This is a genomic window from Promicromonospora sp. NPDC050880 (assembly GCF_044456525.1).
Classification (GTDB): Bacteria; Actinomycetota; Actinomycetes; order Actinomycetales; family Cellulomonadaceae; genus Promicromonospora.
Genome location: NZ_JBITFV010000004.1, coordinates 45,916 through 69,059, shown reverse-complemented (window position 1 = coordinate 69,059; position 23,144 = coordinate 45,916). Strand labels below are relative to the sequence as shown.

The window sequence follows — 23,144 nt, the reverse complement described above, 5'->3', positions numbered from 1 at the left end:
GTCGACAACGTCTACGCACAGCAACACCTCTGCGCGGGAGACCTTCGCGCGGCCACCGCCCCGCCCTGCACGACCCACGTGACCCGGACCATCACACAACCACCACCCGGCCCCGGCATCGCGGACGAGACCCCGGCCCTGGAAGCGGTAGGTTCTTCTCCGTGACATCCCCGTTCGACCGGATCCGCCCGGCCGCCACGACAGCGCGCCAGGTCGCGGACCTCGCCGTCGCCTTCGGCCTCACCATCGCCCCAGGTCAACCCACAGATGCCGCGGTGACCTGCGTGGCCTCGGACAACCGGGTGGTCAGGCCGGGAGACCTGTTCGTGGCGCTCCCCGGGGCCCGCGCGCACGGTGCCCAGTTCGCCGCCGACGCCGTCGCCCGGGGCGCGGCCGCGATCCTCACCGACGCGCGCGGGGCGGAGCAGGCAGCAGACCTCGGCGTCCCGGTCGTCGTCGCGGACGACCCCCGCGCGATCCTCGGCCAGGTCGCCGCCTGGGTGCTCGGCAACCCCGCCGAGCACCTGATGACCTTCGGCGTCACGGGCACCAACGGCAAGACCACCACCACCTACCAGCTCGACCACCTGCTGCGGGCACTGGGCTGGACGGGCGGCCTCATCGGCACCGTCGAGACCCGCTCCGGCGACCGCGTCATCCCGAGCACCCTCACCACTCCCGAGGCCGCCGACCTGCAGGCCCTGCTCGCCGCCATGCGCGAGGACCACGTGCGCACGCTCGCCATGGAGGTCTCGTCCCACGCCCTGGCCCAGCACCGCGTCGACGGCGTCGTGTTCGGCGTCGCCGGGTTCACCAACCTGACCCAGGACCACCTCGACTTCCACGGCGACTTCGAGACGTACTTCGCCGCCAAGGCCGAGCTGTTCACCCCGGCCCACGCGCGCCGCGGCGTCGTCACCGTCGACGACACCTGGGGCGAGCGCATGGCCGCCGAGGCACGGATCCCCGTCGCCACCCTGACCACCCTGCCGGGCAAGGCGGCCGACTGGACGGTCACCGACGTCGCGCCGTCCGGCACCGGCTCCGCCTTCACCCTGACCCACCGCGACGGCCGCACCCTGCGCACCTCGACCTCCCTGCCCGGCGGGTACAACGTCGCCAACGCGGCGCTCGCCGTCGCGATGGTGCTGGAGGGCGGCTCGGACGTCCGCGACGTCGCCGAGGCGCTCGCCGCCGCCGACGGCCTGAGTGCCACGGTGCCGGGCCGCATGGAGGTGCTCGCCACCGCGCCGCGCGTCGTCGTCGACTTCGCGCACAACACGGAGGCCCTGGAGCTCGCCCTGGCCGCCCTGCGCCCGACGACGGCGGGCCGGCTCGCCGTCGTCTTCGGCGCCACGGGCGACCGCGACCCCGGCAAGCGGCCGTTCATGGGCGCGGCGGCGGTGCGCGGGGCCGACGTCGTCTACGTGACGGACGACGACCCGCACGACGAGGACCCCGCGAAGGTCCGGGCCGAGGTGCTCGCGGGCGCGCGCCCGCACGGCGCGCCGGGCGGGGACGCCGCGGCGGCGGACCCGGCCTCGCGTACCGTGGAGGTCCACGAGGTCGCCCCGCGCGCGGACGCCGTCCGTGCGGCGATCCTCGCGGCCGGCGTGGACGACACGGTGCTGGTCGCGGGTCGCGGGCACGAGACGATCCAGGAGATCGCCGGCGTGGACCACGTGCTCGACGACCGCGTCGAGGCGCGCGCGGCGCTGGCGGCCAGGAACCCGTAGCACCGCGGTACATGTGTGACCCCAGCAGGACCCCCAGGCACGAGAGGACGACACAGGCATGATCGAGCTGACTGCGGCGCAGGTCGCCGCAGCCACCGGCGGGAGGCTGAACGCCGACCCGGACGTGACGGTCACGGGGGCGGTGATCATCGACTCGCGCGCCGCGGGACCCGGTGCGCTCTTCGTGGCGCTGCCGGGCGAGCGGGTGGACGGGCACGACTTCGCGGCCGCCGCGGTGGCCGCGGGCGCCGTCCTGGTGCTGGCCTCCCGCGCGCTGGACGGCGTGCCGACCGTCGTGGTGGACGACCCCCGGGCCGCCCTCGGCGACCTCGCGCGGCACGTCCTGGCGACCGTCCGGGAGACGGCCGCCGACCTGCGCGTGGTGGCCGTGACCGGTTCGGTCGGCAAGACCACCACCAAGGACCTGCTGGGCCAGCTCCTGACCCCCGAGGCGGGCGACGCACCCGACGCGATCATCGTGCCCTCCGGCTCCTTCAACAACGAGATCGGCCTGCCGCTCACCGTCCTGCGGGTCACCCCCGCCACGCGGTACCTGGTGCTGGAGATGGGCGCCGACGGCGTGGGCAACATCGCCTACCTCACGGGCATCGCGCCGCCCGACGTCGGCATCGTGCTCCGGGTCGGCGTCGCGCACATCGGCCCCTTCGGCGGCGTCGAGGCCATCGCGAAGACCAAGGGCGAGATGGTCGAGGGCGTCGTCGAGGGCGGCACCGTCGTGCTCAACGCCGACGACCAGCGCGTCGCGGCCATGGCCGACCGGGCCGCACCCGGCACCGTGCTGCGGACGTTCGGCACCATCCCGTCCGCCGACGTCCGCGCCGAGGACGTCACCGTCGACGAGGCGGGCCGGGCCCGCTTCACGCTCCGCGTCGCGGGCGGTGGCGACGTCGGCGAGCAGCACGCCCAGGTCGCCCTGAGCCTCGTGGGCCCGCACCACGTGACCAACGCGCTCGCGGCGGCGACGGTCGCCCTGCGCCTCGGCGTGGCGATCGGCGACGTGGCGGAGCGGCTCTCGGCGGCCACGCCCCGCAGCCCGCACCGCATGGCGGTCACCGAGCGGCCCGACGGCGTCACCGTCGTCGACGACGCCTACAACGCCAACCCCGACTCGATGAAGGCCGGCCTGCGCACGCTCGCGGTGCTCGCGGGCCGCACCCGCCGCTCCGTGGCGGTCCTGGGGGAGATGCGTGAGCTCGGTGACGGCGCGCGCGCCGCCCACGACGAGATCGGCCGCCTCGTGGTACGGCTGAACATCAAGCAGCTCGTCGTCGTCGGCCAGGGTGCGTACCACATCCACGAGGGCGCCATGCAGGAGGGGTCCTGGGGGTCGGAGTCGGTCTTCGTGCCCGACCTGGACGCCGCCAAGGCCCTGCTGGACGAGCTGCTGGAGCCCGGCGACGTCGTGCTCGTGAAGTCGTCGCTCGGCTCCGGGCTCTGGGAGCTCGGCGACCACCTGTCGATGGTCAACACCGCTAAGGACAACAACAAGTGATCGCGATCCTGGTCAGCGCCGCGGTGGCGCTGCTCGTGGCCCTGCTGGGCACACCGGTCTTCATCCGGTTCCTGGTCCACAAGAACTACGGCCAGTTCGTGCGCGAGGACGGTCCCACGGGCCACTTCACCAAGCGCGGTACGCCGACCATGGGCGGCGTCGTCATGATCGGGGCCACCCTGATCGGCGTCGCGGCCTCGATGCTCGTGTCGCAGCGCCTGCCGAGCGTCTCGGCGCTGCTGGCGCTGTACCTCATGGCGGGCCTGGGCCTGGTCGGGTTCCTCGACGACTTCACCAAGATCCGCAAGCAGCGCTCGCTCGGCCTGACGGCGCGCGCCAAGCTGATCGGCCAGGGCGTGGTCGGCATCTCGTTCGCGGTGCTCGCGCTGCAGTTCCCCAACGAGAACTCGCGCACCCCGGCGTCCACCAAGATCTCGTTCCTGCGCGACACCGAGTTCGACCTCGCGTTCGCGGGGGCCACCGTGGGACTGATCCTGTTCGTGATCTGGGCCAACCTGCTGGTCTCCGCGTGGTCCAACGCGGTGAACCTCACCGACGGCCTGGACGGGCTGGCCACCGGCGTCTCGATCATCACGTTCGGCGCCTACGTGCTGGTCGGCATCTGGCAGCTCAACCAGTCGTGCCAGTACCTGGCCACGGCCGGGCCACGCTGCTACGAGGTGCGCGACCCGCAGGACCTCGCCATCGTCGCCGCCGCCGTCACGGGCGCGTGCGTCGGCTTCCTGTGGTGGAACGCCAACCCCGCCAAGATCTTCATGGGTGACACGGGCTCGCTCGCCCTGGGCGGCGCGCTGGCCGGCCTGTCGATCCTGAGCCGCACCGAGCTGCTGGCCGTGCTGCTCGGCGGCATGTTCGTGCTCATCGTCTCGTCCGTGGTGATCCAGGTCAGCTTCTTCAAGATGACCGGCCGGCGCGTGTTCAAGATGGCGCCGCTCCAGCACCACTTCGAGCTCTCCGGCTGGGGAGAGGTCACCATCGTGATCCGGTTCTGGCTCATCGCCGGCCTGCTCGCCGGCCTGGGCATGGGCATCTTCTACGCCGAGTGGGTCGCGTCGTGACCGAGGTGCCCGGCACGGCCCCGCAGGCGCGGCCGGACCAGGACACCTACGGCGTGGTCGAGCCGCGCGTCCCGCTCGCCGAGGCCCGCGTGGTCCTCGCCGGCCTGGGCGTCACCGGCCGCGCGCTGCGCGGGGTGCTGGAGTCCCGGGTCGCCTCCCTGGTCACCGTGGACGACCGCGCGTCCGACGCCGACCACGGGGCGCTCGACGCCGACGCCGCCGCCGCGGTGCTGGCCGCCGCCGACCTGCTGGTCGCCTCCCCGGGCTTCCCGCCCCACCACCCCGTGGTCGCCGCGGCGCTGGCGGCGGGCGTGCCCGTGTGGAGCGAGGTCGAGCTCGCGTGGCGCCTGCGCGTCCACCGTCTGGGCACCGACCAGCCGGCGCCGTGGCTGGGCGTCACGGGATCCAACGGCAAGACCACCACCGTCGAGATGCTCGCCGCGATCCTGCGGGCCGCGGGCCTGCGCACCGCCGCCGTCGGGAACGTGGGCCGGTCCCTCGTCGAGGCCGCCCTGGACCCCGCGCTCGACGTGCTCGCCGTGGAGCTGTCCAGCTTCCAGCTCCACTTCACGCACACGATGTCGCTGCAGGCGGGCGCCGTGCTCAACGTCGCCGCCGACCACCTGGACTGGCACGGCTCGCTCGACGCGTACGCTCGGGACAAGGGGCGGATCTACGAGCGGGCGCAGGTGGCCTGCGTCTACAACGTGGCCGACCCGCGCACCGAGGAGCTGGTGCGCGAGGCCGACGTGGTCGAGGGCGCCCGCGCCGTGGGCTTCGCGGTCGGCAGCCCGAGCCCCGGCGACCTCGGCCTGGTCGACGACGTGCTCGTGGACCGCGCCTTCCACGCCGCCGCCGACGACCCGGACCGGCGCCGGAGCGCCGCCGAGCTCGGCACCCTGGCCGACCTCGCCCAGCTCGGTGACCAGGCCGGCGTCGTGCCCACGCACGTCGTGGCGGACGCGCTGGCCGCGGCCGCGCTGGCCCGTGCGCACGGCGTGCCTGCCGCGGCCGTCCGGGACGGCCTGCGATCCTTCGGCCCGAGCGAGCACCGCATCCAGCGCATCGCCCAGGCCGACGGCGTCACGTACGTCAACGACTCGAAGGCCACCAACGCGCACTCCGCCGCAGCCTCGCTCGCGGGCTTCGCCCACGGCACCGTGGTGTGGATCGCGGGCGGCCTGGCCAAGGGCGCCACGTTCGACGAGCTCGTGTCCTCGCGCGCGGACCGCATGCGGGCCGCCGTCGTGATCGGCGCGGACCCCGCCCCGCTGGCCGACACGCTGGCCCGACACGCGCCGAAGGTCCCGGTCGTCGTGATAGATCCCGGTGACACTGAGAGCGTGATGCGCCGGGCGGTGGCCGCCGCACGGGACCTGGCACGGCCGGGCGACACCGTGCTGCTGGCCCCGGCGGGCGCCTCGCAGGACCAGTTCGTCTCGTACGCCCACCGCGGTCAGGAGTTCGCCCGGGTGGTGCGGGAGCTCACAGGAGGGACCACCGATGGCCACGACGGGAACGAGCCGCCGCGCTCCTGAGCGTTCGTGGCTGGGCCAGTGGAACTCCAACGTCTCCAGCTACTACCTGCTGGTGGGCGCCACGGGCCTGCTGACCGTGATCGGCCTGATCATGGTGCTGTCCAGCTCCACCGTGACCTCCATCGCCGAGGGCGACTCGCCCTACGCCGCCTTCCTGGTGCAGGCGCAGTACGCGCTGATGGGCCTGCCCGTGCTGCTGGTCGCCGCCCACCTGCCGGTGCGCTGGTACAAGCGGCTGGCGGCCCCGGCGCTCCTGGTCGCCCTCGGGCTCCTCGTCGCGGTGATCTTCCTCGGCTCCATCCGCAACGGCCAGCAGAACTGGCTGGTGCTCGGACCGCTGTCCTTCCAGCCCTCGGAGCTGGCCAAGCTGGCGCTCGCCGTCTGGCTGGGCACCGTGCTCGGCCGCAAGCAGGCGCTCCTGGGGAGCTGGTCGCACGCGATCATGCCCGCCGTCCCCGGCGCCGTGACGGTCATGGGCCTGGTGCTCGCCGGCGGCGACCTGGGCACGGCCCTCGTGATGGGTCTCCTGGTGGCGGGCGCGTTCCTCGTGGCCGGCGTGCCCTGGTCCCTGCTGGGGCTCGGCAGCGCGATCGCGGCGTTCGTGGTCGGGTACGTCTTCATCCTGCAGCAGGGCTCCGGGGACCGGCTGGAGCGCATCATCGCGACCTACGGCGCCGAGTGCGACGAGGCCTCGGAGTGCTACCAGTCCCTGCACGGCCTGTTCGGGCTGGGCACCGGCGGCCTGTGGGGCGTGGGCCTGGGTGGCAGCCGCGAGAAGTGGAGCTACCTGCCCGAGGCGCACAACGACTTCATCTTCGCCGTGATCGGGGAGGAGCTGGGGCTGTTCGGCACGGTGCTGGTGCTGGCCCTGTTCGCGGTGCTCGGGCTCGCGATGAGCCGGGTGATCCGGCGGCACACCGACCCGTTCGTCAAGGTGGCCACGGCCGCGGTGGCGTGCTGGATCGTGGGTCAGGCGTTCGTGAACATCGGCGTGGTGATCGGCCTGCTGCCGGTGATCGGCGTGCCGCTGCCGCTGGTGTCGGCCGGCGGTTCGGCCCTGATCACCACGATGGCCGCCCTGGGCATGGTGATCTCGTTCGCCCGGACGGAGCCGGGGGCTGCCAAGGCGCTCGCGGCACGCGGTAGCGTCGTCCGCAAGTCACTGGCTGTGCTGGGCGGCGCGGTCCGGAGACGGTAGAAATGTGCACGGTGGCTTGTTCCGTGGCGAGATTCTGCCCGGCGGCCGCCGCCGAACCGCCCGGACGGTACGTCCGGGCGACGACGAGAAGGTGATGATGAGCTCAGCAGTGGTGTCGGTGGTACTCGCCGGCGGCGGTACCGCAGGACACGTGAACCCCCTGCTCGCGGTGGCCGACGAGGTGCGGCGCCGGGAGCCCGGCGCGCGCGTGCTCGCGCTCGGGACCACGACCGGCCTGGAGGCCGACCTCGTGCCCGCGCGTGGTTACGAGCTGCGGCCGATCCCGCGCGTGCCCATGCCCCGCCGCCCCAGCGCGGACCTGCTGCGGCTGCCGGGCCGGCTGGCCTCTGCGGTGCGGGCGGCCGAGGACGCGATCGACGAGATCGGCGCCCAGGCCGTCATCGGGTTCGGCGGGTACGTCGCCACCCCGGCCTATCTCGCCGCGCGGCGCAAGGACGTGCCGATCGTGATCCACGAGCAGAACGCCCGGCCGGGCCTGGCCAACAAGCTCGGTGCGCGGTGGGCGGCCCGCGTCGGCCTCACCTTCCCCGGTACGCCGCTGCGTGGCGGCGTCCTGACGGGCCTGCCGCTGCGTCAGGCCATCGCGGCCCTCGTGCAGGAGCGCGAGGCCGACGCCGCGGGCGTGCGCACCCGGGCGGCCGCCGAGCTGGGCCTCGACCCGGCGCTGCCCACCCTCGTCGTCACCGGGGGCTCGTCGGGCGCGCTGAACGTGAACCGCGCCGTCTCGGGGGCCGCGGCCGAGGTGCTGGCCACCGGCGCGCAGGTGCTGCACCTCACCGGCCGCGGCAAGGCCGACGAGGTGCGCGAGACGCTGGCGGCCGCCGGCATCGGGCCCGAGCGCTACCAGGTCCGCGAGTACCTCGAGCAGATGGAGCTCGCCTACGCCGTGGCCGACCTGGTGGTCTGCCGCTCGGGCGCAGGCTCCGTGGCCGAGCACGCCGCGCTCGGCATCCCCGCCGTCTACGTGCCGCTGCCCATCGGCAACGGCGAGCAGCGGCTCAACGCGCTCCCGCTGGTGGAGGCGGGCGGCGGCGTACTGGTGGACGACGCGGACCTGACGCCCACCTGGGTGTCCCGGAACGTTCCCACGCTGCTCGCGGACCGCGAGCGGCTCGGTGTCATGGCCAAGGCCGCCCGGTCGGCCGGCACCACCGACGGCGCCGCTCGTGTCGTCGATCTCGTCGAGCAAGCCGTACGGTCAGCAGGTACCGACACCACGGAGGTCAGGTCATGAGCACCACGGTCACGGATCAGACGACGGATCAGGTCGCCCGGCTCGGACGCGTCCACATGATCGGCATCGGCGGGGCGGGCATGTCCGTCGTGGCCCGCCTGCTCGCCGGGCGCGGGGTGCCCGTGCAGGGCTCCGACGCCGCCGAGTCGGACACGCTGGAGGCCCTGCGCGCCGAGGGCGTCCAGGTCTGGGTGGGCCACGACCCGGCGCACCTGGCGGGCGTCGACTCCGTGGTGATCTCCAGCGCCGTGCACGAGGACAACCCGGAGCTCGCCGCGGCCCGCGCCCGGCGGCTGAACGTGCTGCACCGCTCCCAGGCCCTGGCGGCCCTCATGGAGGGTTCGCGCGGCGTGGCCGTGGCCGGCGCGCACGGCAAGACGACGACGTCGGCCATGATCGCCACCATCCTGCGCGAGGTGGGGCTGGACCCCTCGTACGCCATCGGCAGCACCGTGCGTACCGCGGACGGCGCGACGCCGGGCGGTCACCTGGGTTCCTCCGACGTGCTCGTGGCCGAGGCCGACGAGTCGGACGGCTCGTTCCTGAACTACACGCCCACCATCGCGGTGGTGACCAACGTCGAGGCCGACCACCTGGACCACTACGGCACCCCGGAGGCGTTCAACGGCGCGTTCATCCGGTTCGCGCGCCGCCTGGTCCCCGAGGGCTGGCTCATCGCCTGCGCCGACGACGAGGGTTCGCTCTCGGTGGGCGCCACCATCTGCGCCACGGGCGGGCACGTCATCACGTACGGCACGAACGCCACGGCCCGCGTCCGCGTCACGGACATCTCGACCACGTCCGAGGGCACGACGGCGGTGCTGCGCGGCGACGTGCTCGGCACCAACGAGCAGGTGGCCGACGGCGCGGGCGTGTCGGGCGACGTGCCCGGCATCCCCATGCGGCTGTCGGTGCCCGGCAAGCACAACGTGCTCAACGCGACCGCCGCCGTGATCGCCGCGGTGAAGCTGGGCGTGGATCCGGCCCGCGCCGTCGCGGGCGTCGAGGCGTTCGCCGGCACCGGCCGGCGCTTCGAGGAGAAGGGCACGGCCGACGGCGTGCGCGTCATCGACGACTACGCCCACCACCCCACGGAGATCCGGGCGGTCCTGACGGCGGCCCGCGAGATCGCCGACGGCGGTCGCGTACTGGTCCTGTTCCAGCCGCACCTGTACTCCCGCACCCGGATCTTCGCCGAGAGCTTCGCCCACGAGCTGGCCGCGGCCGACGAGGTGGTGGTCACGGACATCTACGGGGCCCGCGAGGAGCGCGACCCGTCGGTGACGCCGGGCACGATCGTGGACCTCATGACCGAGCACGGCTCCGCCTACGCGGTGCCGGACCGCCTCGACGCCGCGCACGCCGTCGCCGACCTCGCCCGACCGGGCGACGTGGTGCTCACGGTCGGCGCCGGTGACGTGACCCAGCTCGGCCCCGCCGTCCTGGCCCGGCTGAACGGCCGGGTGGCCACGGGTTCGGCCACGGGGCTGGGCGAGGACTGATGCGACCGCCCGCGCGCCCTCGCGCGTCGGGCACGGCACGGCCGCGCCCGGGAGCCGAGGCCTCGGCAGCACAGGGCCCGGCGGCCCGGGTCGCGGCGGCCCGGGGCCCGGCAGGCACGGGTCCCGCGGAACGGGGCACGGACGAGGAGCACCCGGCGGAGCGCGGTCCCGAGCCGCGCCGGGCCGGCAGGGGTCGGGCGGACGAGCGCCGCCCGTCCCCGGAGCTCCCGGCGCAGGAGGCACCCGGGCGGGCCGCCGGGTCGCGACGTGGCGCTGCGGGCACCCTCCGGTTCCCGGGCCGGCCCGGGAACGATCTGGCCGAGGAGCCGGCGGACGGCGCGGTCCGGCCCGCCGCCTTCCCGGGCGGGCGGGACGACGTGGTCTCCGACCGGCTCGCCGACCGCCTCGCCGAACGCACGGCGATGGCCCGGCACCGGTTCCTGCGGCGGCTCGGGTGGAGCATCGCGTCGGTCGCGGCGCTGGCCGGGCTGGTGTGGGCCGCCTTCTTCTCGCCGCTGCTCGCTCTCGACCCGGAGCAGGTGCGGGTGACGGGCCAGGGCACCACGATCGACGTCGGGCAGGTGCGCGACGCCGTGACCGGGCGGGCGGGCGTACCGCTGCCGCGGATCGACACGGTGGGCCTGCGCGAGGAGATCCTCGCGATGAACGCCGTCAAGAACGTGCAGATCGAGCGGGTCTGGCCGGACGGGCTGGCGGTGACCCTCACGTCCCGCGAGCCGGTGGCGGCCGTGCCCCAGCAGGGTGGCCTCCACGCCCTGATGGACGCCGAGGGTGTGCAGGTGGCGACGGTGAAGGAGGTCCCGGACGGGCTGCCGTCCATCGCCGTCTCCCTGTCGGATGGCGAGGCCGGCCACCGGGCCATGGACGCCGCCCTGGCGGTCCTCGGTGCCCTGCCACCGAAGCTGGCCGCGGACATCAGCACGGTGAGCGCCGCGACGCAGGACGACGTGCGGACCACGCTGTCCGACGGCCGGGTGATCCGGTGGGGGAGCGGCGACCAGGTCGAGCTCAAGATCCGGGTGGCGCAGGCGCTGCTGCGCGCCGAGCCGTCGGCGACCACGATCGACGTGTCGTCCCCGGCGCTGCCGGTCACGAACTGACCGCGCGGCGCCCGACTGATCGCGACAGATCCCGACCGATCCCGACAGATCGCGTTCCGATCCCGTCCGATCCCGTCCGATCCAGATCGTCGCAGGTCGGAGCGGTGCCGTCGCGGGCCGCGTCGTCGGCAGCAGAAATGACACGCATGTGATTTGCTGCGTGCATCGGTGCGCGACACGCGCGACGATGTCTTCGACACACCTCGACGGCACACCTACCGTCGAACTCAGCAGCAACCTGACATAACTCTAACCCTCTACCTCAACCTGAGACTTTGGGAGGGACGAGAGTCGGGACTCGGGACCCGAATCGAAAGGCGACGACGTGGCAACTCCGCAGAACTACCTGGCAGTGATCAAGGTGGTCGGCATCGGCGGCGGTGGTGTGAACGCCGTCAACCGCATGATCGAGGTCGGCCTCAAGGGCGTCGAGTTCATCGCGATCAACACCGACGCACAGGCCCTCCTGATGTCCGACGCCGACGTGAAGCTCGACGTCGGCCGGGAGCTCACGCGCGGCCTCGGCGCCGGCGCGGACCCCGAGGTCGGCAAGAAGGCCGCCGAGGACCACGCCGAGGAGATCGAGGACGTCCTGCGCGGCGCCGACATGGTCTTCGTCACCGCGGGCGAGGGCGGTGGCACCGGAACGGGCGGCGCCCCGGTCGTGGCGCGGATCGCGCGCTCCCTCGGCGCGCTGACCGTCGGGGTGGTCACCCGCCCGTTCACGTTCGAGGGCCGGCGCCGCGCGGTGCAGGCCGAGAGCGGCATCGAGAACCTCCGCGACGAGGTCGACACGCTGATCGTGATCCCGAACGACCGGCTCCTGTCGATGTCGGACCGGAACGTGTCCGCGATCGCGGCCTTCCACTCGGCGGACCAGGTGCTGCACTCCGGTGTGCAGGGCATCACCGACCTCATCACCACGCCCGGCCTGATCAACCTCGACTTCGCGGACGTGAAGTCGGTCATGCAGGGCGCGGGCTCCGCGCTCATGGGCATCGGCTCCGCCCGCGGCGAGGACCGCGCGGTGCAGGCCGCCGAGCTGGCGATCTCCTCGCCGCTCCTGGAGGCGTCGATCGACGGCGCCCACGGCGTGCTGCTCTCGATCCAGGGCGGCAGCGACCTCGGCCTGTTCGAGGTGCACGAGGCCGCGCGCCTGGTGCAGGAGGCCGCGCACCCGGAGGCGAACATCATCTTCGGCACGGTCATCGACGACGCCCTGGGCGACGAGGTGCGGGTCACCGTCATCGCCGCGGGCTTCGACGGCGGCCTGCCCAAGGAGCGCAAGGACAGCCGTGCGCTCGGCCAGGTGACGGGTGCGGGCACGCGCAGCCCGGCCACGGCGCCGGTGCCGCTGCCCGACGTGTCGGACGCGGCCCGCCGTGCCCCCGAGCAGCCGGGCGTCAACGGCATGCCGCCGTCGGTCCCGCCCACGCACCAGCCGTCGCCCGTCTCGACGCTGCCGCGCGTGATCGACGACGAGGGGACGGACGACGTGCCGCGCACGCTGGACGAGCCGGCCGTCGTGGTGCAGGGCTCGTTCAACCGCCAGGAGGTCGGGCGCGAGCAGGGCGACCGCGTGGAGGTGCCGCCGCTGTACGACGAGAACCCGCGCCGGACGCCCGAGGACCTGGACGTCCCCGACTTCCTCAAGTGACCGGCCTCAGGTGATCGGCCCGGTACGCTCGCACGCGTGAGCGACACACGGACCCTCGAAGGCGTGCACCCCGTCGACCTCGGCGACGGGGTGCACGCCTTCTTCACGTCGGGGGCGGGCGGCGTCTCGCCGTCCCCGTGGTCGACGTCGGACGGCGGCGGCCTCAACCTGGGCCTGAACGTGTCCGACGACGCCGCGCGGGTCGCTGCCAACCGGTCGCGGGTCGCCGCGCAGCTCGGCGCGCCGGTGGCGTTCGCGACGCAGGTGCACGGCGACGTGGTGCTCGCGCTCGGTGCCGCCGAACGCGAGCGGTGGGCGGCGCCCGTCCCGCCGTCGACGGCGGGGGAGGGCGACGCCCTGGTCACCGCCGAGCCCGGGCTGGGGCTCGGCGTCCTGGTCGCGGACTGTGTGCCCGTGCTGCTGGCGGACCCGGAGGCGCGGGTGGTCGGGGTGGCGCACGCGGGGCGCCAGGGCGTGCTGGCCGGGGTGGTGCACCGGGCCCTCGACGCGCTGGTCGCGCGCGGCGCCGACCCCGCGCGCGTGCGCGCCGCCGTCGGGCCGGCGGTGTGCGGGCGGTGCTACGAGGTGCCCGAGGCGATGCGCGACGAGGTGGCGGCGGCGGTCCCCGCGACGTTCGCCACGACGAGTGCCGGCACGCCCGGTCTGGACCTGCCCGCCGGGGTGGTCGCGCAGCTCGCGGCGCGGGGCGTCGTGGCCACGCGGGTGCCCCGCTGCACGTTGGAGGACCAGACCCTGTTCTCGCACCGGAGAGCGTCCGCGACCGCTACCACAACAGGTCGCCAGGCTGGCATCATCGCGCTCATTTGACGGCCTTCCTGCCGCTTCCGGCACCCCGCGACACGCCGACGGCAAGCTCCTGACCTGCGAAATCACACTGATGTCGTTTTTAGCGCGCAATCGCTGAACAACTTTGGCAAAGTTGTTCGTGGCACGGCGTGTCGCACTTCCGGGTCGGATTGCGCCGGGCTACTTTTGTCAAGGCAACCCCGACGAGGGGTCAAGGCCGGACCTGTTGGACGGGCCAGCTGGACCGACAGAAGGACGCACAGCAGGCGACGAACGGAGAAAGAGCGATGGCCGGAGCGCTTCGCAAGACCATGCTGTATCTGGGCCTCGCCGACGATCAGGGCGAGCCGGAGTACCTCGACGAGTACGACGAGGGCCTGGAGGAGAACGTGGAGGACCACCGGCACGCACAGGTCACACCGCTGCACCGCGACGGTGTTCCGCGTGAGGCCCTGTCCTCCTCCGAGCTGCGCCGCATCACCACGGTGCACCCCCGGTCGTACAACGACGCACGGAGCATCGGCGAGGCCTTCCGCGCCGGGACTCCCGTCATCATGAACCTCTCCGACATGGACGACGCCGACGCGAAGCGCCTGGTCGACTTCTCCGCCGGGCTCATCTTCGGTCTGCACGGCTCGATCGAGCGGGTGACCAACAAGGTCTTCCTGCTCTCGCCCGAGCACGTGGAGATCGCGGCCGAGGAGCAGGTGGCGCCGGACAAGCCGAACGGGCGCGGCGGGTTCTACAACCAGAGCTGACCCCCGTCACCACGAGACCTGGGCGGAGGGCGGTCGCTGCGGCGGACGCCCTCCGCTCACGTCTGTCCGGACCTCGTTCGTGATGGCTCATGTGATCCGGGGTCCGGACGCGTTAGGTTGTGCCTTGTGACTCTGATCCTGCAGTTCATCGGTTTCCTGCTGTGGCTGTTCATCCTGTTCCTCATCGGCCGGCTCATCTTCGACTGGGTCCAGTTCTTTGCCCGGGACTGGCGGCCGCGTGGTGTTCTGCTCGTGGTCGCGGAGGCGGTCTACACGGTGACCGACCCGCCGCTGCGGTTCCTGCGGCGGCTGATCCCGCCGCTCCGGCTGGGGCAGGTCCAGCTCGACCTGGCCTTCATCGTCCTGTTCTTCGGCGCGTCGCTGCTCTCGTCGCTGGTCGGGTCATGGGCCAGAATGGTCTGACACCTGCTACGACACCGCCGGAAAAGTGGTGGAGATGTGCCGGTTCCCGGTGGGCCGGTTCACGCGTCCGCGGGGCAGGCCGCGAGAACATTGACCGATGCATGGATCTGGCCTGGGGTGAGGCGGCACACTCTGTGAGGAAATCGTGCCTGGGGGTGCTCCCGGTGTGCGGCGCCCCTACCGTCCGCTACCGTGGGTTGCGGCGGAGGGCGCGCGGCTGGGCAGCGCCGACGTCCGAGTCCTGCGTTCCTACGTTCTAACTTTCGAGGTGACACGATGGCACTGCTGACTGCAGAGGACATCCTCAACAAGAAGTTCTCGGCGACGAAGTTCCGCGAGGGCTACGACGTCGAGGAGGTCGACGACTTCCTCGACGAGGTCGTGCGGACCCTGACCAACGTCCAGGAGGAGAACGAGGGCCTCCGGCAGAAGGTCGCCGCCGCCGAGCGCCGCATCGCGGAGCTGTCGCGCAACGAGGCCGCCGCGCCGGCCCGTGCGCAGGCTGCGCCCGTTGCCGCACCTGTCATGCAGCCCGGCCCCGCCGGTGGCAAGGCGGGTGGCCCCGAGCCGGAGTCCGCCACGGGCATGCTCCAGCTCGCGCAGAAGCTGCACGACGACTACGTGCGCTCCGGCCAGGAGGAGGGCGACCGGCTCATCTCCGAGGCGAAGACCGAGGGCGCCCGCATCGTGCGCGACGCCGAGGAGACCTCGCACCGCACGCTCTCCCAGCTCGAGCAGGAGCGCTCGCTGCTGGAGCGCAAGATCGACGAGCTGCGTCTGTTCGAGCGGGACTACCGCACGCGTCTGAAGAGCTTCCTGCAGAACCTGCTCGGCGATCTCGACGCCCGTGGTTCGGCCCTGCCGCCGCGCAACAACCAGCAGTCGGGCCGCCCGGCCGAGATGGCTCAGGGCATCTGACGGCGCGCGCGGCGGCCGGCGTCCCCACCTCGCCGTCCGGTCGCCGCGCGCGACACGCCGGACACACCCATGATGGGGGCACGCCACATCGGCGTGCCCCGTTGTGCGTCCGGCTGCTTGTGCTTACGCTTCGTGGACTTGACCACCGGGGGCGACCGCGAAGGGGAACCCATGACCAAGATCTCGACTGCGACGCGAGCGGCGATCAAGCAGGAGTTCCCGAACCTGGCGCGCGACGTGAAGAAGTTTCCCGTCCGCGACGGTGAAGAGCCCTGGACCTTGCGCGAGGCCGAGGAGCTGGCCGCACTGCTCCTGGAGGACAAGGAGCGGCTCGAGCTCGAGCTGCACGTGGCCGACCGCGAGCTGTCGGACCTCCTGCGCAACTCCGGCGACGGCGCCGGTGACGACCAGGCCGACTACGGCTCCAGCGCGCTGGAGCGCGAGCAGGAGCTCACGCTGGTGAACAACATGCGTGACCTGCTGGCGCAGACGAACCACGCCCTGGACCGCATCCGCAAGGGCACCTACGCGACGTGCGAGCTCACCGACCTGCCGATCGGCAAGGCGCGGCTCCAGGCGTTCCCCCGGGCCACGCTGTCGGTGGAGGCGAAGGCTCGCGAGGAGCGCCGGGGCGCCTGACGGACCTCGCGGGCACCGAATTCCGAACTCGATATCAACGCTGTGATGTCTGGGTTACGGGTATTCCTGGTGCAATGCCGTGGGAATCGGTCCTGGAATGTCGCTTTTCGGGTTGTGTGCGCGCCGTCACGTTCCGATTGACAGGGTGAATTTCTCACCGGATGCTCGTCGAGGTGAATCACACGCGTGTGTTTCATCGCTTTTCCGACGGAGCTATTCGAGGGGGAAACACAATGATCCGAGGAATCCGTGCAACCTGCCGTGCAGGGGCAGCCGTGGTCATGTCGGCCGGTCTGGTCGTCGCCGCGGCAACGGGTGCGAGCGCGATGGTGCAGGGCGACGCGCCCGAGCTGATCAGCGCACCCGCCGCCGGCAGCGCGACGGACGCGGCCGCCCAGGCGGCGGACGTGCTCGGCACCACCAACCCGCTGGGCGTGGTCGGCGTCGACGGCGCCCTGGACGTGCTCGAGGGCTACGGCACCACCGAGGCCCCGGTGGGCGTCGACGGTGCGATGGTCCCCGAGGAGGTCGCCACGGTGGGCGACGTCGTCGAGATCGAGAGCGACGGCAGCTTCAACGCGCTGAACGACGTGTGCGTCGCTCCCTGGTACTGGGAGGGTCCGGGCAACGTCGGCAGCACCGCCAACGTGACCGACTACCAGGCCTGCAACGACGGTGAGACGGAGCTCGGTGGCGACGGTTCGGTCAACGTGCTGAACAACTGGTGCGTCGCGCCGTGGCACTGGGACGGCCCGCTGAACCTGTTCAACACGGGTAACCTCACCAGCTACGCGGCCTGCAACTGATTGACAGGCCCATTCGCTCCCGTCGTGCGGTGACGCGACGGTAGTACTGCACCACGCGAGGCCCTTTCCCGGATATCCGGGGAAGGGCCTCGTTGCTTTCTCTGCTGCCATTCCGGATGCGTCAATTCCGTCATGGACGGCATATCGGTTGCGTGCCACTCGTGACGGTGCCGCCGGCCGCCGGCCCGTGCCGGGCTCCTCTCGTGCCGTGTCCGGCGACGGACGTACGGCGTGGGAGACTTTGGGGGATGTCTACTCCCGCTGAACACTCCGCCGTCGCCGGCGACGCGACCCGGCCCGCGGCACCCTCGTCGTCGGGCAGCCGCGCGCTCGTGGTCTGGACCGTCGTGCTGGCGGCCTTCGTCCTGGCCGCGGACCAGCTCACCAAGTGGTGGGCCGAGTCGGCCCTGGTCCCCAACGCGCCCACCATCCCGGTGGTGGGCGACCTGCTCGGCATCCGGCTGATCTACAACCCCGGCGCCGCGCTGTCGATCGCCTCCGGCTACACCTGGATCCTGACCATCGTCGTGACGGTCGTCGTGGTGTTCATCGTGCGGGCGATCGGGCGCCTCGGGTCGCGCGGCTGGGCCGCGGCACTCGGGCTGCTGCTCGGCGGGGCCGTCGGCAACCTGGTGGACCGCCTGGCCCGGGAGCCCGGGTTCGCGCGCGGTCACGTGGTGGACTTCATCGACTACGCGGGCTTCTTCGTGGGGAACGTGGCCGACATCGCCGTCGTCACGGCCGCAGTGCTGATCGCGCTGCTCTCGCTGCGCGGGATCGGCCTGGACGGCCGGCGGCACACGGACGAGCGGCAGGGCGACGGCGCGGCGTCGGACGGTGCTGCGCCGGACGCTGCGGTGTCCGGCGGTGCGGTGTCTGGTGCTGCGGTGTCTGGCGCTGCGGTGTCCGGTGGTGCGTCAGGCAGTGGCGCGGTGCCGGATGCGGGCGACCCGGAGGGCCGGCCCGTGACGGGCGGCACGCCGGCGTCGCAGGACGCCCAGGGCGACCCCGCCTGATGGCGGTGCGGACCCTGCCCGTCCCGGACGGGCTCGCCGGCGACCGCGTCGACGCGGCGCTGGCCCGGATGCTCGGCTTCTCCCGGACACGGGCGGCGGAGCTCGCCGAGTCCGGAGCGGTGCGTCTCGACGGGCGTCAGGTCGGCAAGTCCGACCGGGTGGTACCCGGCGGCTGGCTCGAGGTGGACGTGCCGGAGGAACGGCCGGCCGTCGAGGTGGTGGCCGAGCCCGTGCCCGGCATGGGCATCGTGTACGACGACGACGACCTGGTCGTGATCGACAAGCCGGTCGGCGTGGCGGCGCACCCGTCGCCGGGCTGGACCGGCCCCACCGTGGTGGGGGCGCTGATCGCCGCGGGCTACCGCGTCTCCACGTCGGGCGCGGCGGAGCGGCAGGGGATCGTGCACCGGCTGGACGTCGGCACGTCCGGTCTCATGGTCGTGGCGAAGTCGGAGACCGCCTACACGGGGCTCAAGCGGGCCTTCAAGGAGCGCACGGTCGACAAGGTCTACCACGCCCTGGCCCAGGGCCATCCTGACCCGACGTCGGGAACCATCGACGCGCCGATCGGGCGGCACCCCAGCTCGGACTGGAAGTTCGCGGTGACCGCGGACGGCAAGCCGTCGGTGACGCACTACGAGACCCTGGAGATGCTGCCGGCCGCGTCGCTGCTGGAGGTGCACCTGGAGACGGGACGCACCCACCAGATCCGCGTGCATTTCGCCGCGCTGCGGCACCCGCTCGTGGGCGACCTGACCTATGGCGCGGACCCGGTGCTGGCCTCCAAGGTGGGGCTGACGCGGCAGTGGCTCCACGCGCACCGGCTGGGTTTCGAGCACCCGGTGACCGGGCGCCGGGTCGAGGTGGAGTCGGCCTATCCGGCCGATCTGGAGGCGGCGCTCGAGGTCGTGCGGGGCGCGTACCGGTAGGTCCCCGACGGTGTGTGCGATCCGTCTCAGGGCGAATCGCGGAACGCCGTGCGAGGAGACCCGGGCGTGTGGGTGAGGCGTCCTAAGATCGTGGACATGCCCACCGCCACCGCTTCCACGAGCGACGACTTCGTCCATCTCCACGTCCACACCGAGTTCTCGATGCTGGACGGCGCGGCCCGGATCGGCGATCTCATGGAGGAGGTCGCGCGGCAGGGGCAGCACGCCATCGCGACCACCGACCACGGGTACCTGTTCGGCGCGCACGAGTTCTGGGCGCAGGCGCAGAAGGCGGGCATCAAGCCGATCATCGGCGTCGAGGCATATGTCACGCCGGGTACCAGCCGGTTCGACCAGACGCGCGTGCGCTACGGTGAGGCGGGGCAGGAGTCGGACGACGTGTCGGCGCGCGGTGCGTACACGCACATGACGCTGCTGAGCAAGAACAACACGGGCATGCACAACCTGTTCCGGGCGTCGTCGCTGGCCTCGCTCGAGGGCCAGATGGGCAAGTGGCCCCGCATGGACCGCGAGCTGCTGGAGCGGTACTCCGAGGGGCTCATCGCGACCACCGGGTGCCCGTCGGGCGAGATCCAGACGCGCCTGCGGCTGGGGCAGTGGGACGAGGCGGTCCGGCAGGCGGGTGAGCTGCAGGACATCTTCGGCAAGGAGAACTACTTCGTCGAGCTGATGGACCACGGGCTCGACATCGAGACCCGGGTCACCAAGGAGCTCCTGGAGCTGGCCAAGACCATCGGCGCCCGGCTGGTGGCCACCAACGACCTGCACTACGTGCGCGAGGAGGACGCGACCAGCCAGGAGGCGCTGCTCGCGATCAACTCCGGCTCCACGCTGGACGACCCGAACCGCTTCAAGTTCGACGGCACGGGCTACTACGTGAAGTCGGCCGCCGAGATGCGCAGGATCTTCAAGGAGCTCCCCGAGGCGTGCGACAGCACGCTCCTCATCGCCGAGCAGTGCGAGGTCTCCTTCGACACGTCGGCCAACTACATGCCGCGCTTCCCCGTGCCGGACGGCGAGGACGAGATCTCGTGGTTCGTCAAGGAGGTCGAGGCGGGTCTGCAGCGCCGGTACCCGAACGGCTACTCGGACGCGGTGCGCAAGCAGGCCGACTACGAGGTCGAGGTCATCATCCAGATGGGCTTCCCGGGGTACTTCCTCGTGGTCGCCGACTTCATCAACTGGTCCAAGGCCCAGGGCATCCGGGTCGGACCGGGGCGAGGCTCCGCGGCCGGTTCGATGGTGGCCTACCTCATGGGCATCACCGAGCTCGACCCGCTGGAGCACGGGCTCATCTTCGAGCGGTTCCTCAACCCGGAGCGCGTCTCCATGCCTGACGTCGACGTCGACTTCGACGAACGTCGTCGCGGCGAGGCCATCAGGTACGTCACCGAGAAGTACGGCGACGACCGTGTGGCGCAGATCGTCACCTACGGCACCATCAAGGCCAAGCAGGCCATCAAGGACTCCTCGCGGCTGCTGGGCTTCCCCTTCGCCATGGGGGAGAAGCTCACCAAGGCGATGCCGCCCGCCGTCATGGGCAAGGACATCCCGCTGACGGGCATCTTCGACCCGAAGCACCCCCGGTACCCGGAGGCCGGCGAGTTCCGCCAGGTGCACGACACCGACCCCGAGGCGCAGCGCGTGGTCGAGCTGGCGCTCGGTATCGAGGGGCTGAAGCGGCAGTGGGGCGTGCACGCCGCCGGCGTGATCATGTCCAGCGAGCCGCTGATCGACATCATCCCGATCATGAAGCGCCCGCAGGACGGCGCGATCATCACGCAGTTCGACTACCCGACGTCCGAGGGCCTCGGCCTGATCAAGATGGACTTCCTGGGTCTGCGCAACCTCACGATCCTCGACGACGCGCTCGAGAACATCGTGATGAACGGCAAGGACCCGGTCGACATCGAGAACGTGGCGCTCGACGACAAGGCCACCTACGACCTGCTCGCGAGCGGTAACACGCTCGGCGTGTTCCAGCTCGACGGCGGGCCCATGCGCTCGCTGCTGCGGCAGATGCGTCCCGACAACTTCGAGGACGTCTCCGCCGTCATCGCCCTGTACCGGCCCGGGCCGATGGGCATGAACTCGCACATCAACTACGCGCTGCGCAAGAACGGCCAGCAGCAGATCGAGGCGATCCACGAGGAGGTCAAGGACGACTTCGCGGAGATCCTGGACGAGACCTACGGCCTGATCGTCTACCAGGAGCAGGTGCAGCGCGCCGCGCAGATCATGGCCGGCTACTCGCTCGGCCAGGCCGACCTGCTGCGCCGCGCCATGGGCAAGAAGAAGCCCGAGGTGCTGGCCAAGGAGTACGTCAACTTCGAGAAGGGCGCCAAGGAGAAGGGCTACAGCGCCGCCGCGATCAAGGCGGTGTGGGACACCCTGGTTCCGTTCGCCGGCTACGCCTTCAACAAGGCCCACTCCGCGGGCTACGGCCTCGTCGCGTACTGGACCGCCTACCTCAAGGCCAACTACCCGGCCGAGTACATGGCGGGCCTGCTGCAGTCGGTGGGCGACAACAAGGACAAGATGGCGCTCTACCTCAACGAGTGCCGCCGCATGGGCATCACGGTGCTCCCGCCGGACGTCAACGACTCCTCGGCCAAGTTCACCGCTGTGGGGAACGACATCCGCTTCGGGCTCACCGGCGTGCGGAACGTGGGGCGCAACGTCGTGGACGCGATCGTGGAGGCCCGTGAGGCGAAGGGCTCCTTCACCTCGTTCCAGGACTTCCTGGACAAGGTGCCCGCGCCGGTCTGCAACAAGCGCACCATCGAGTCGCTCATCAAGTCCGGCGCCTTCGACTCGCTCGGCCACACCCGGCGGTCGCTGCTGGTGGTGCACGAGCAGGCCGTCGACTCCGTGATCAGCGTGAAGCGCAAGGAGGCCGAGGGACAGTTCGACCTGTTCGCCGACTTCGGCGGCGGGGACGACGACCCGGGCATGGGCTTCTCCGTCGAGGTGCCGGACCTGCCGGACTGGGAGAAGAAGCAGAAGCTCCAGTTCGAGCGCGAGATGCTCGGCCTGTACGTGAGCGACCACCCGCTGTCCGGCCTGGAGCACGTTCTGCAGCGCGCCGCGGACACGTCGATCGCCTCGCTGCTGGCCGACGAGCACCGGCCGGACAACTCCGTGGTGACCGTGGCGGGCCTGCTCACGTCGGTGCAGCGCAAGATGAGCAAGAACGGCAACCCGTGGGCCGCCGTGACCGTCGAGGACCTGGAGGGTGCCGTCGAGGTCATGTTCTTCGGCGAGACCTATCTCGCGTACTCCACGATGCTCGCGGAGGACCAGGTGGTCGTGCTGCGCGGCAAGGTGCGCCGCCGCGACGAGTCGATGTCGTTGCAGGCCATGGAGGTGGCGCTGCCCGACATCACGGTCGGGTCGGACTCGCCGCTGGCCGTCACGGTGCCGCACAGCCGAGCGGTGGAGCCGGTGATGGTGCGCCTGCGCGAGGTGCTCGCCACGCACCCCGGGTCCGCGGAGGTGCACGTGGCCGTGGCCGAGCCCGGCAAGAAGACGATCGTGCGCGCCGCCGACACGCTGCGGGTCGAGAAGTCGCCGGCGTTGTTCGGCGACCTCAAGGCCCTGCTCGGTCAGGGCTGCCTGTCGTGACGGACGCTCCGCCCGGACGGGCCGCCGCCGGGGCCGAACCTGCGGTTGCCGCCGGACCGCCGGATCCTGTCGGGCCGGCCGAAGGGCTGCCCGCCGCGACCGACCGCTATCGTGCGGGCGACCACGAGCGATTCTCGCTGGTGCCGGCGGCCTACCTCTTCCTGCGGCGCGAGGGGCAGGTGCTGCTCCAGCTCCGCCAGGGCACCGGGTATCGCGACGGGTACTGGGCGTGTGCCGCGGCCGGCCACGTCGAGGAGGGCGAGTCTGCGGTCGACGCCGCCGTCCGCGAGGCGTCGGAGGAGCTCGGCGTGATCGTCGCGCCTGAGGACGTCCGGCCGCTGACGGTGCTCCACCGCGGCGAGCCGGGCGGCCCCGCCATCGAGCAGCGCGTCGACTTCATGTTCGAGGCCACACGGTGGGCGGGGACGCCCACGATCCAGGAGCCGGAGAAGGCCGCCGACCTGGCGTGGTTCCCGTTCGTCGCGCTGCCCGAGCCGCTGGTGCCCCACGAGGCGGCGGTGCTGCGCGCGATGCACGACGCGGGGCGTCACGGTACCCAGGTGCCGAGACTGCTGACGTTCGGCTTCTGATGGGACGTGTCAGG

Annotated in this window: 19 protein-coding genes; all 19 read left to right on the top strand. The window is 72.1% G+C overall.

Annotation, left to right across the window (positions count from 1 at the left end; translation table 11 throughout):
- The first annotated feature begins 161 nt into the window (after positions 1 to 161).
- The 19 genes from ACIBBF_RS09400 (at position 162) to ACIBBF_RS09310 (ending at position 23,130) form a co-directional block, all read left to right on the top strand.
- Complete coding sequence (locus ACIBBF_RS09400) at positions 162 to 1,736, top strand: UDP-N-acetylmuramoyl-L-alanyl-D-glutamate--2,6-diaminopimelate ligase (protein ID WP_397412800.1); 1,575 nt, start codon at positions 162 to 164, stop codon at positions 1,734 to 1,736.
- Between the two features lie 58 nt (positions 1,737 to 1,794).
- The gene (gene murF / locus ACIBBF_RS09395; protein WP_397412798.1) at positions 1,795 to 3,249 is read left to right on the top strand and encodes a UDP-N-acetylmuramoyl-tripeptide--D-alanyl-D-alanine ligase; all 1,455 of its coding nucleotides are present in this window, start codon (positions 1,795 to 1,797) and stop codon (positions 3,247 to 3,249) included.
- Positions 3,246 to 4,328 (top strand): phospho-N-acetylmuramoyl-pentapeptide-transferase, encoded by a 1,083-nt coding sequence (mraY, locus tag ACIBBF_RS09390; protein WP_397412796.1) that lies wholly within the window; start codon positions 3,246 to 3,248, stop codon positions 4,326 to 4,328. Before murF ends, mraY begins: the two co-directional genes overlap by 4 nt.
- A gap of 5 nt (positions 4,329 to 4,333) precedes the next feature.
- Entirely contained in the window at positions 4,334 to 5,866 is a 1,533-nt protein-coding gene (gene murD, locus ACIBBF_RS09385; RefSeq protein ID WP_397413052.1) for a UDP-N-acetylmuramoyl-L-alanine--D-glutamate ligase, read from the top strand.
- Positions 5,832 to 7,064: an FtsW/RodA/SpoVE family cell cycle protein gene (locus ACIBBF_RS09380; RefSeq protein ID WP_397412794.1), complete on the top strand. Its 1,233-nt coding sequence runs from the start codon at positions 5,832 to 5,834 to the stop codon at positions 7,062 to 7,064. The genes murD and ACIBBF_RS09380 overlap by 35 nt, the downstream gene beginning before the upstream one ends.
- A 94-nt stretch (positions 7,065 to 7,158) precedes the next feature.
- The gene (gene murG / locus ACIBBF_RS09375) at positions 7,159 to 8,319 is read left to right on the top strand and encodes an undecaprenyldiphospho-muramoylpentapeptide beta-N-acetylglucosaminyltransferase (RefSeq protein ID WP_397412792.1); all 1,161 of its coding nucleotides are present in this window, start codon (positions 7,159 to 7,161) and stop codon (positions 8,317 to 8,319) included.
- A complete protein-coding gene (murC, locus tag ACIBBF_RS09370; protein WP_397412790.1) occupies positions 8,316 to 9,821 on the top strand; it encodes a UDP-N-acetylmuramate--L-alanine ligase in 1,506 nt (501 codons plus the stop codon). The genes murG and murC overlap by 4 nt, the downstream gene beginning before the upstream one ends.
- Complete coding sequence (locus ACIBBF_RS09365) at positions 9,821 to 10,942, top strand: cell division protein FtsQ/DivIB (protein WP_397412788.1); 1,122 nt, start codon at positions 9,821 to 9,823, stop codon at positions 10,940 to 10,942. Before murC ends, ACIBBF_RS09365 begins: the two co-directional genes overlap by 1 nt.
- 325 nt (positions 10,943 to 11,267) lie before the next feature.
- Entirely contained in the window at positions 11,268 to 12,599 is a 1,332-nt protein-coding gene (gene ftsZ, locus ACIBBF_RS09360; protein ID WP_397412786.1) for a cell division protein FtsZ, read from the top strand.
- Between the two features lie 36 nt (positions 12,600 to 12,635).
- The gene (gene pgeF, locus ACIBBF_RS09355) at positions 12,636 to 13,427 is read left to right on the top strand and encodes a peptidoglycan editing factor PgeF (protein ID WP_397412784.1); all 792 of its coding nucleotides are present in this window, start codon (positions 12,636 to 12,638) and stop codon (positions 13,425 to 13,427) included.
- 266 nt (positions 13,428 to 13,693) lie between these two features.
- A complete protein-coding gene (locus ACIBBF_RS09350) occupies positions 13,694 to 14,164 on the top strand; it encodes a cell division protein SepF (protein ID WP_397412782.1) in 471 nt (156 codons plus the stop codon).
- Positions 14,165 to 14,290: 126 nt separating this feature from the next.
- Positions 14,291 to 14,587: a YggT family protein gene (locus ACIBBF_RS09345; protein WP_397412780.1), complete on the top strand. Its 297-nt coding sequence runs from the start codon at positions 14,291 to 14,293 to the stop codon at positions 14,585 to 14,587.
- A 276-nt stretch (positions 14,588 to 14,863) separates the two neighbouring features.
- A complete protein-coding gene (locus tag ACIBBF_RS09340; RefSeq protein ID WP_119137643.1) occupies positions 14,864 to 15,505 on the top strand; it encodes a DivIVA domain-containing protein in 642 nt (213 codons plus the stop codon).
- Positions 15,506 to 15,676: 171 nt separating this feature from the next.
- The gene (locus ACIBBF_RS09335) at positions 15,677 to 16,144 is read left to right on the top strand and encodes a TraR/DksA family transcriptional regulator (RefSeq protein WP_397412778.1); all 468 of its coding nucleotides are present in this window, start codon (positions 15,677 to 15,679) and stop codon (positions 16,142 to 16,144) included.
- A 281-nt stretch (positions 16,145 to 16,425) separates the two neighbouring features.
- The gene (locus ACIBBF_RS09330; protein WP_397412776.1) at positions 16,426 to 16,950 is read left to right on the top strand and encodes a hypothetical protein; all 525 of its coding nucleotides are present in this window, start codon (positions 16,426 to 16,428) and stop codon (positions 16,948 to 16,950) included.
- A 248-nt stretch (positions 16,951 to 17,198) separates the two neighbouring features.
- Positions 17,199 to 17,966, top strand: coding sequence for a signal peptidase II (locus ACIBBF_RS09325; RefSeq protein WP_397412774.1), 768 nt, complete (start codon positions 17,199 to 17,201; stop codon positions 17,964 to 17,966).
- A complete protein-coding gene (locus ACIBBF_RS09320; RefSeq protein WP_397412772.1) occupies positions 17,966 to 18,895 on the top strand; it encodes an RluA family pseudouridine synthase in 930 nt (309 codons plus the stop codon). The genes ACIBBF_RS09325 and ACIBBF_RS09320 overlap by 1 nt, the downstream gene beginning before the upstream one ends.
- 96 nt (positions 18,896 to 18,991) lie before the next feature.
- A complete protein-coding gene (gene dnaE / locus ACIBBF_RS09315) occupies positions 18,992 to 22,540 on the top strand; it encodes a DNA polymerase III subunit alpha (RefSeq protein WP_397412770.1) in 3,549 nt (1,182 codons plus the stop codon).
- Complete coding sequence (locus ACIBBF_RS09310; RefSeq protein ID WP_397412768.1) at positions 22,537 to 23,130, top strand: NUDIX domain-containing protein; 594 nt, start codon at positions 22,537 to 22,539, stop codon at positions 23,128 to 23,130. The genes dnaE and ACIBBF_RS09310 overlap by 4 nt, the downstream gene beginning before the upstream one ends.
- The last annotated feature ends 14 nt before the right edge of the window (positions 23,131 to 23,144 follow it).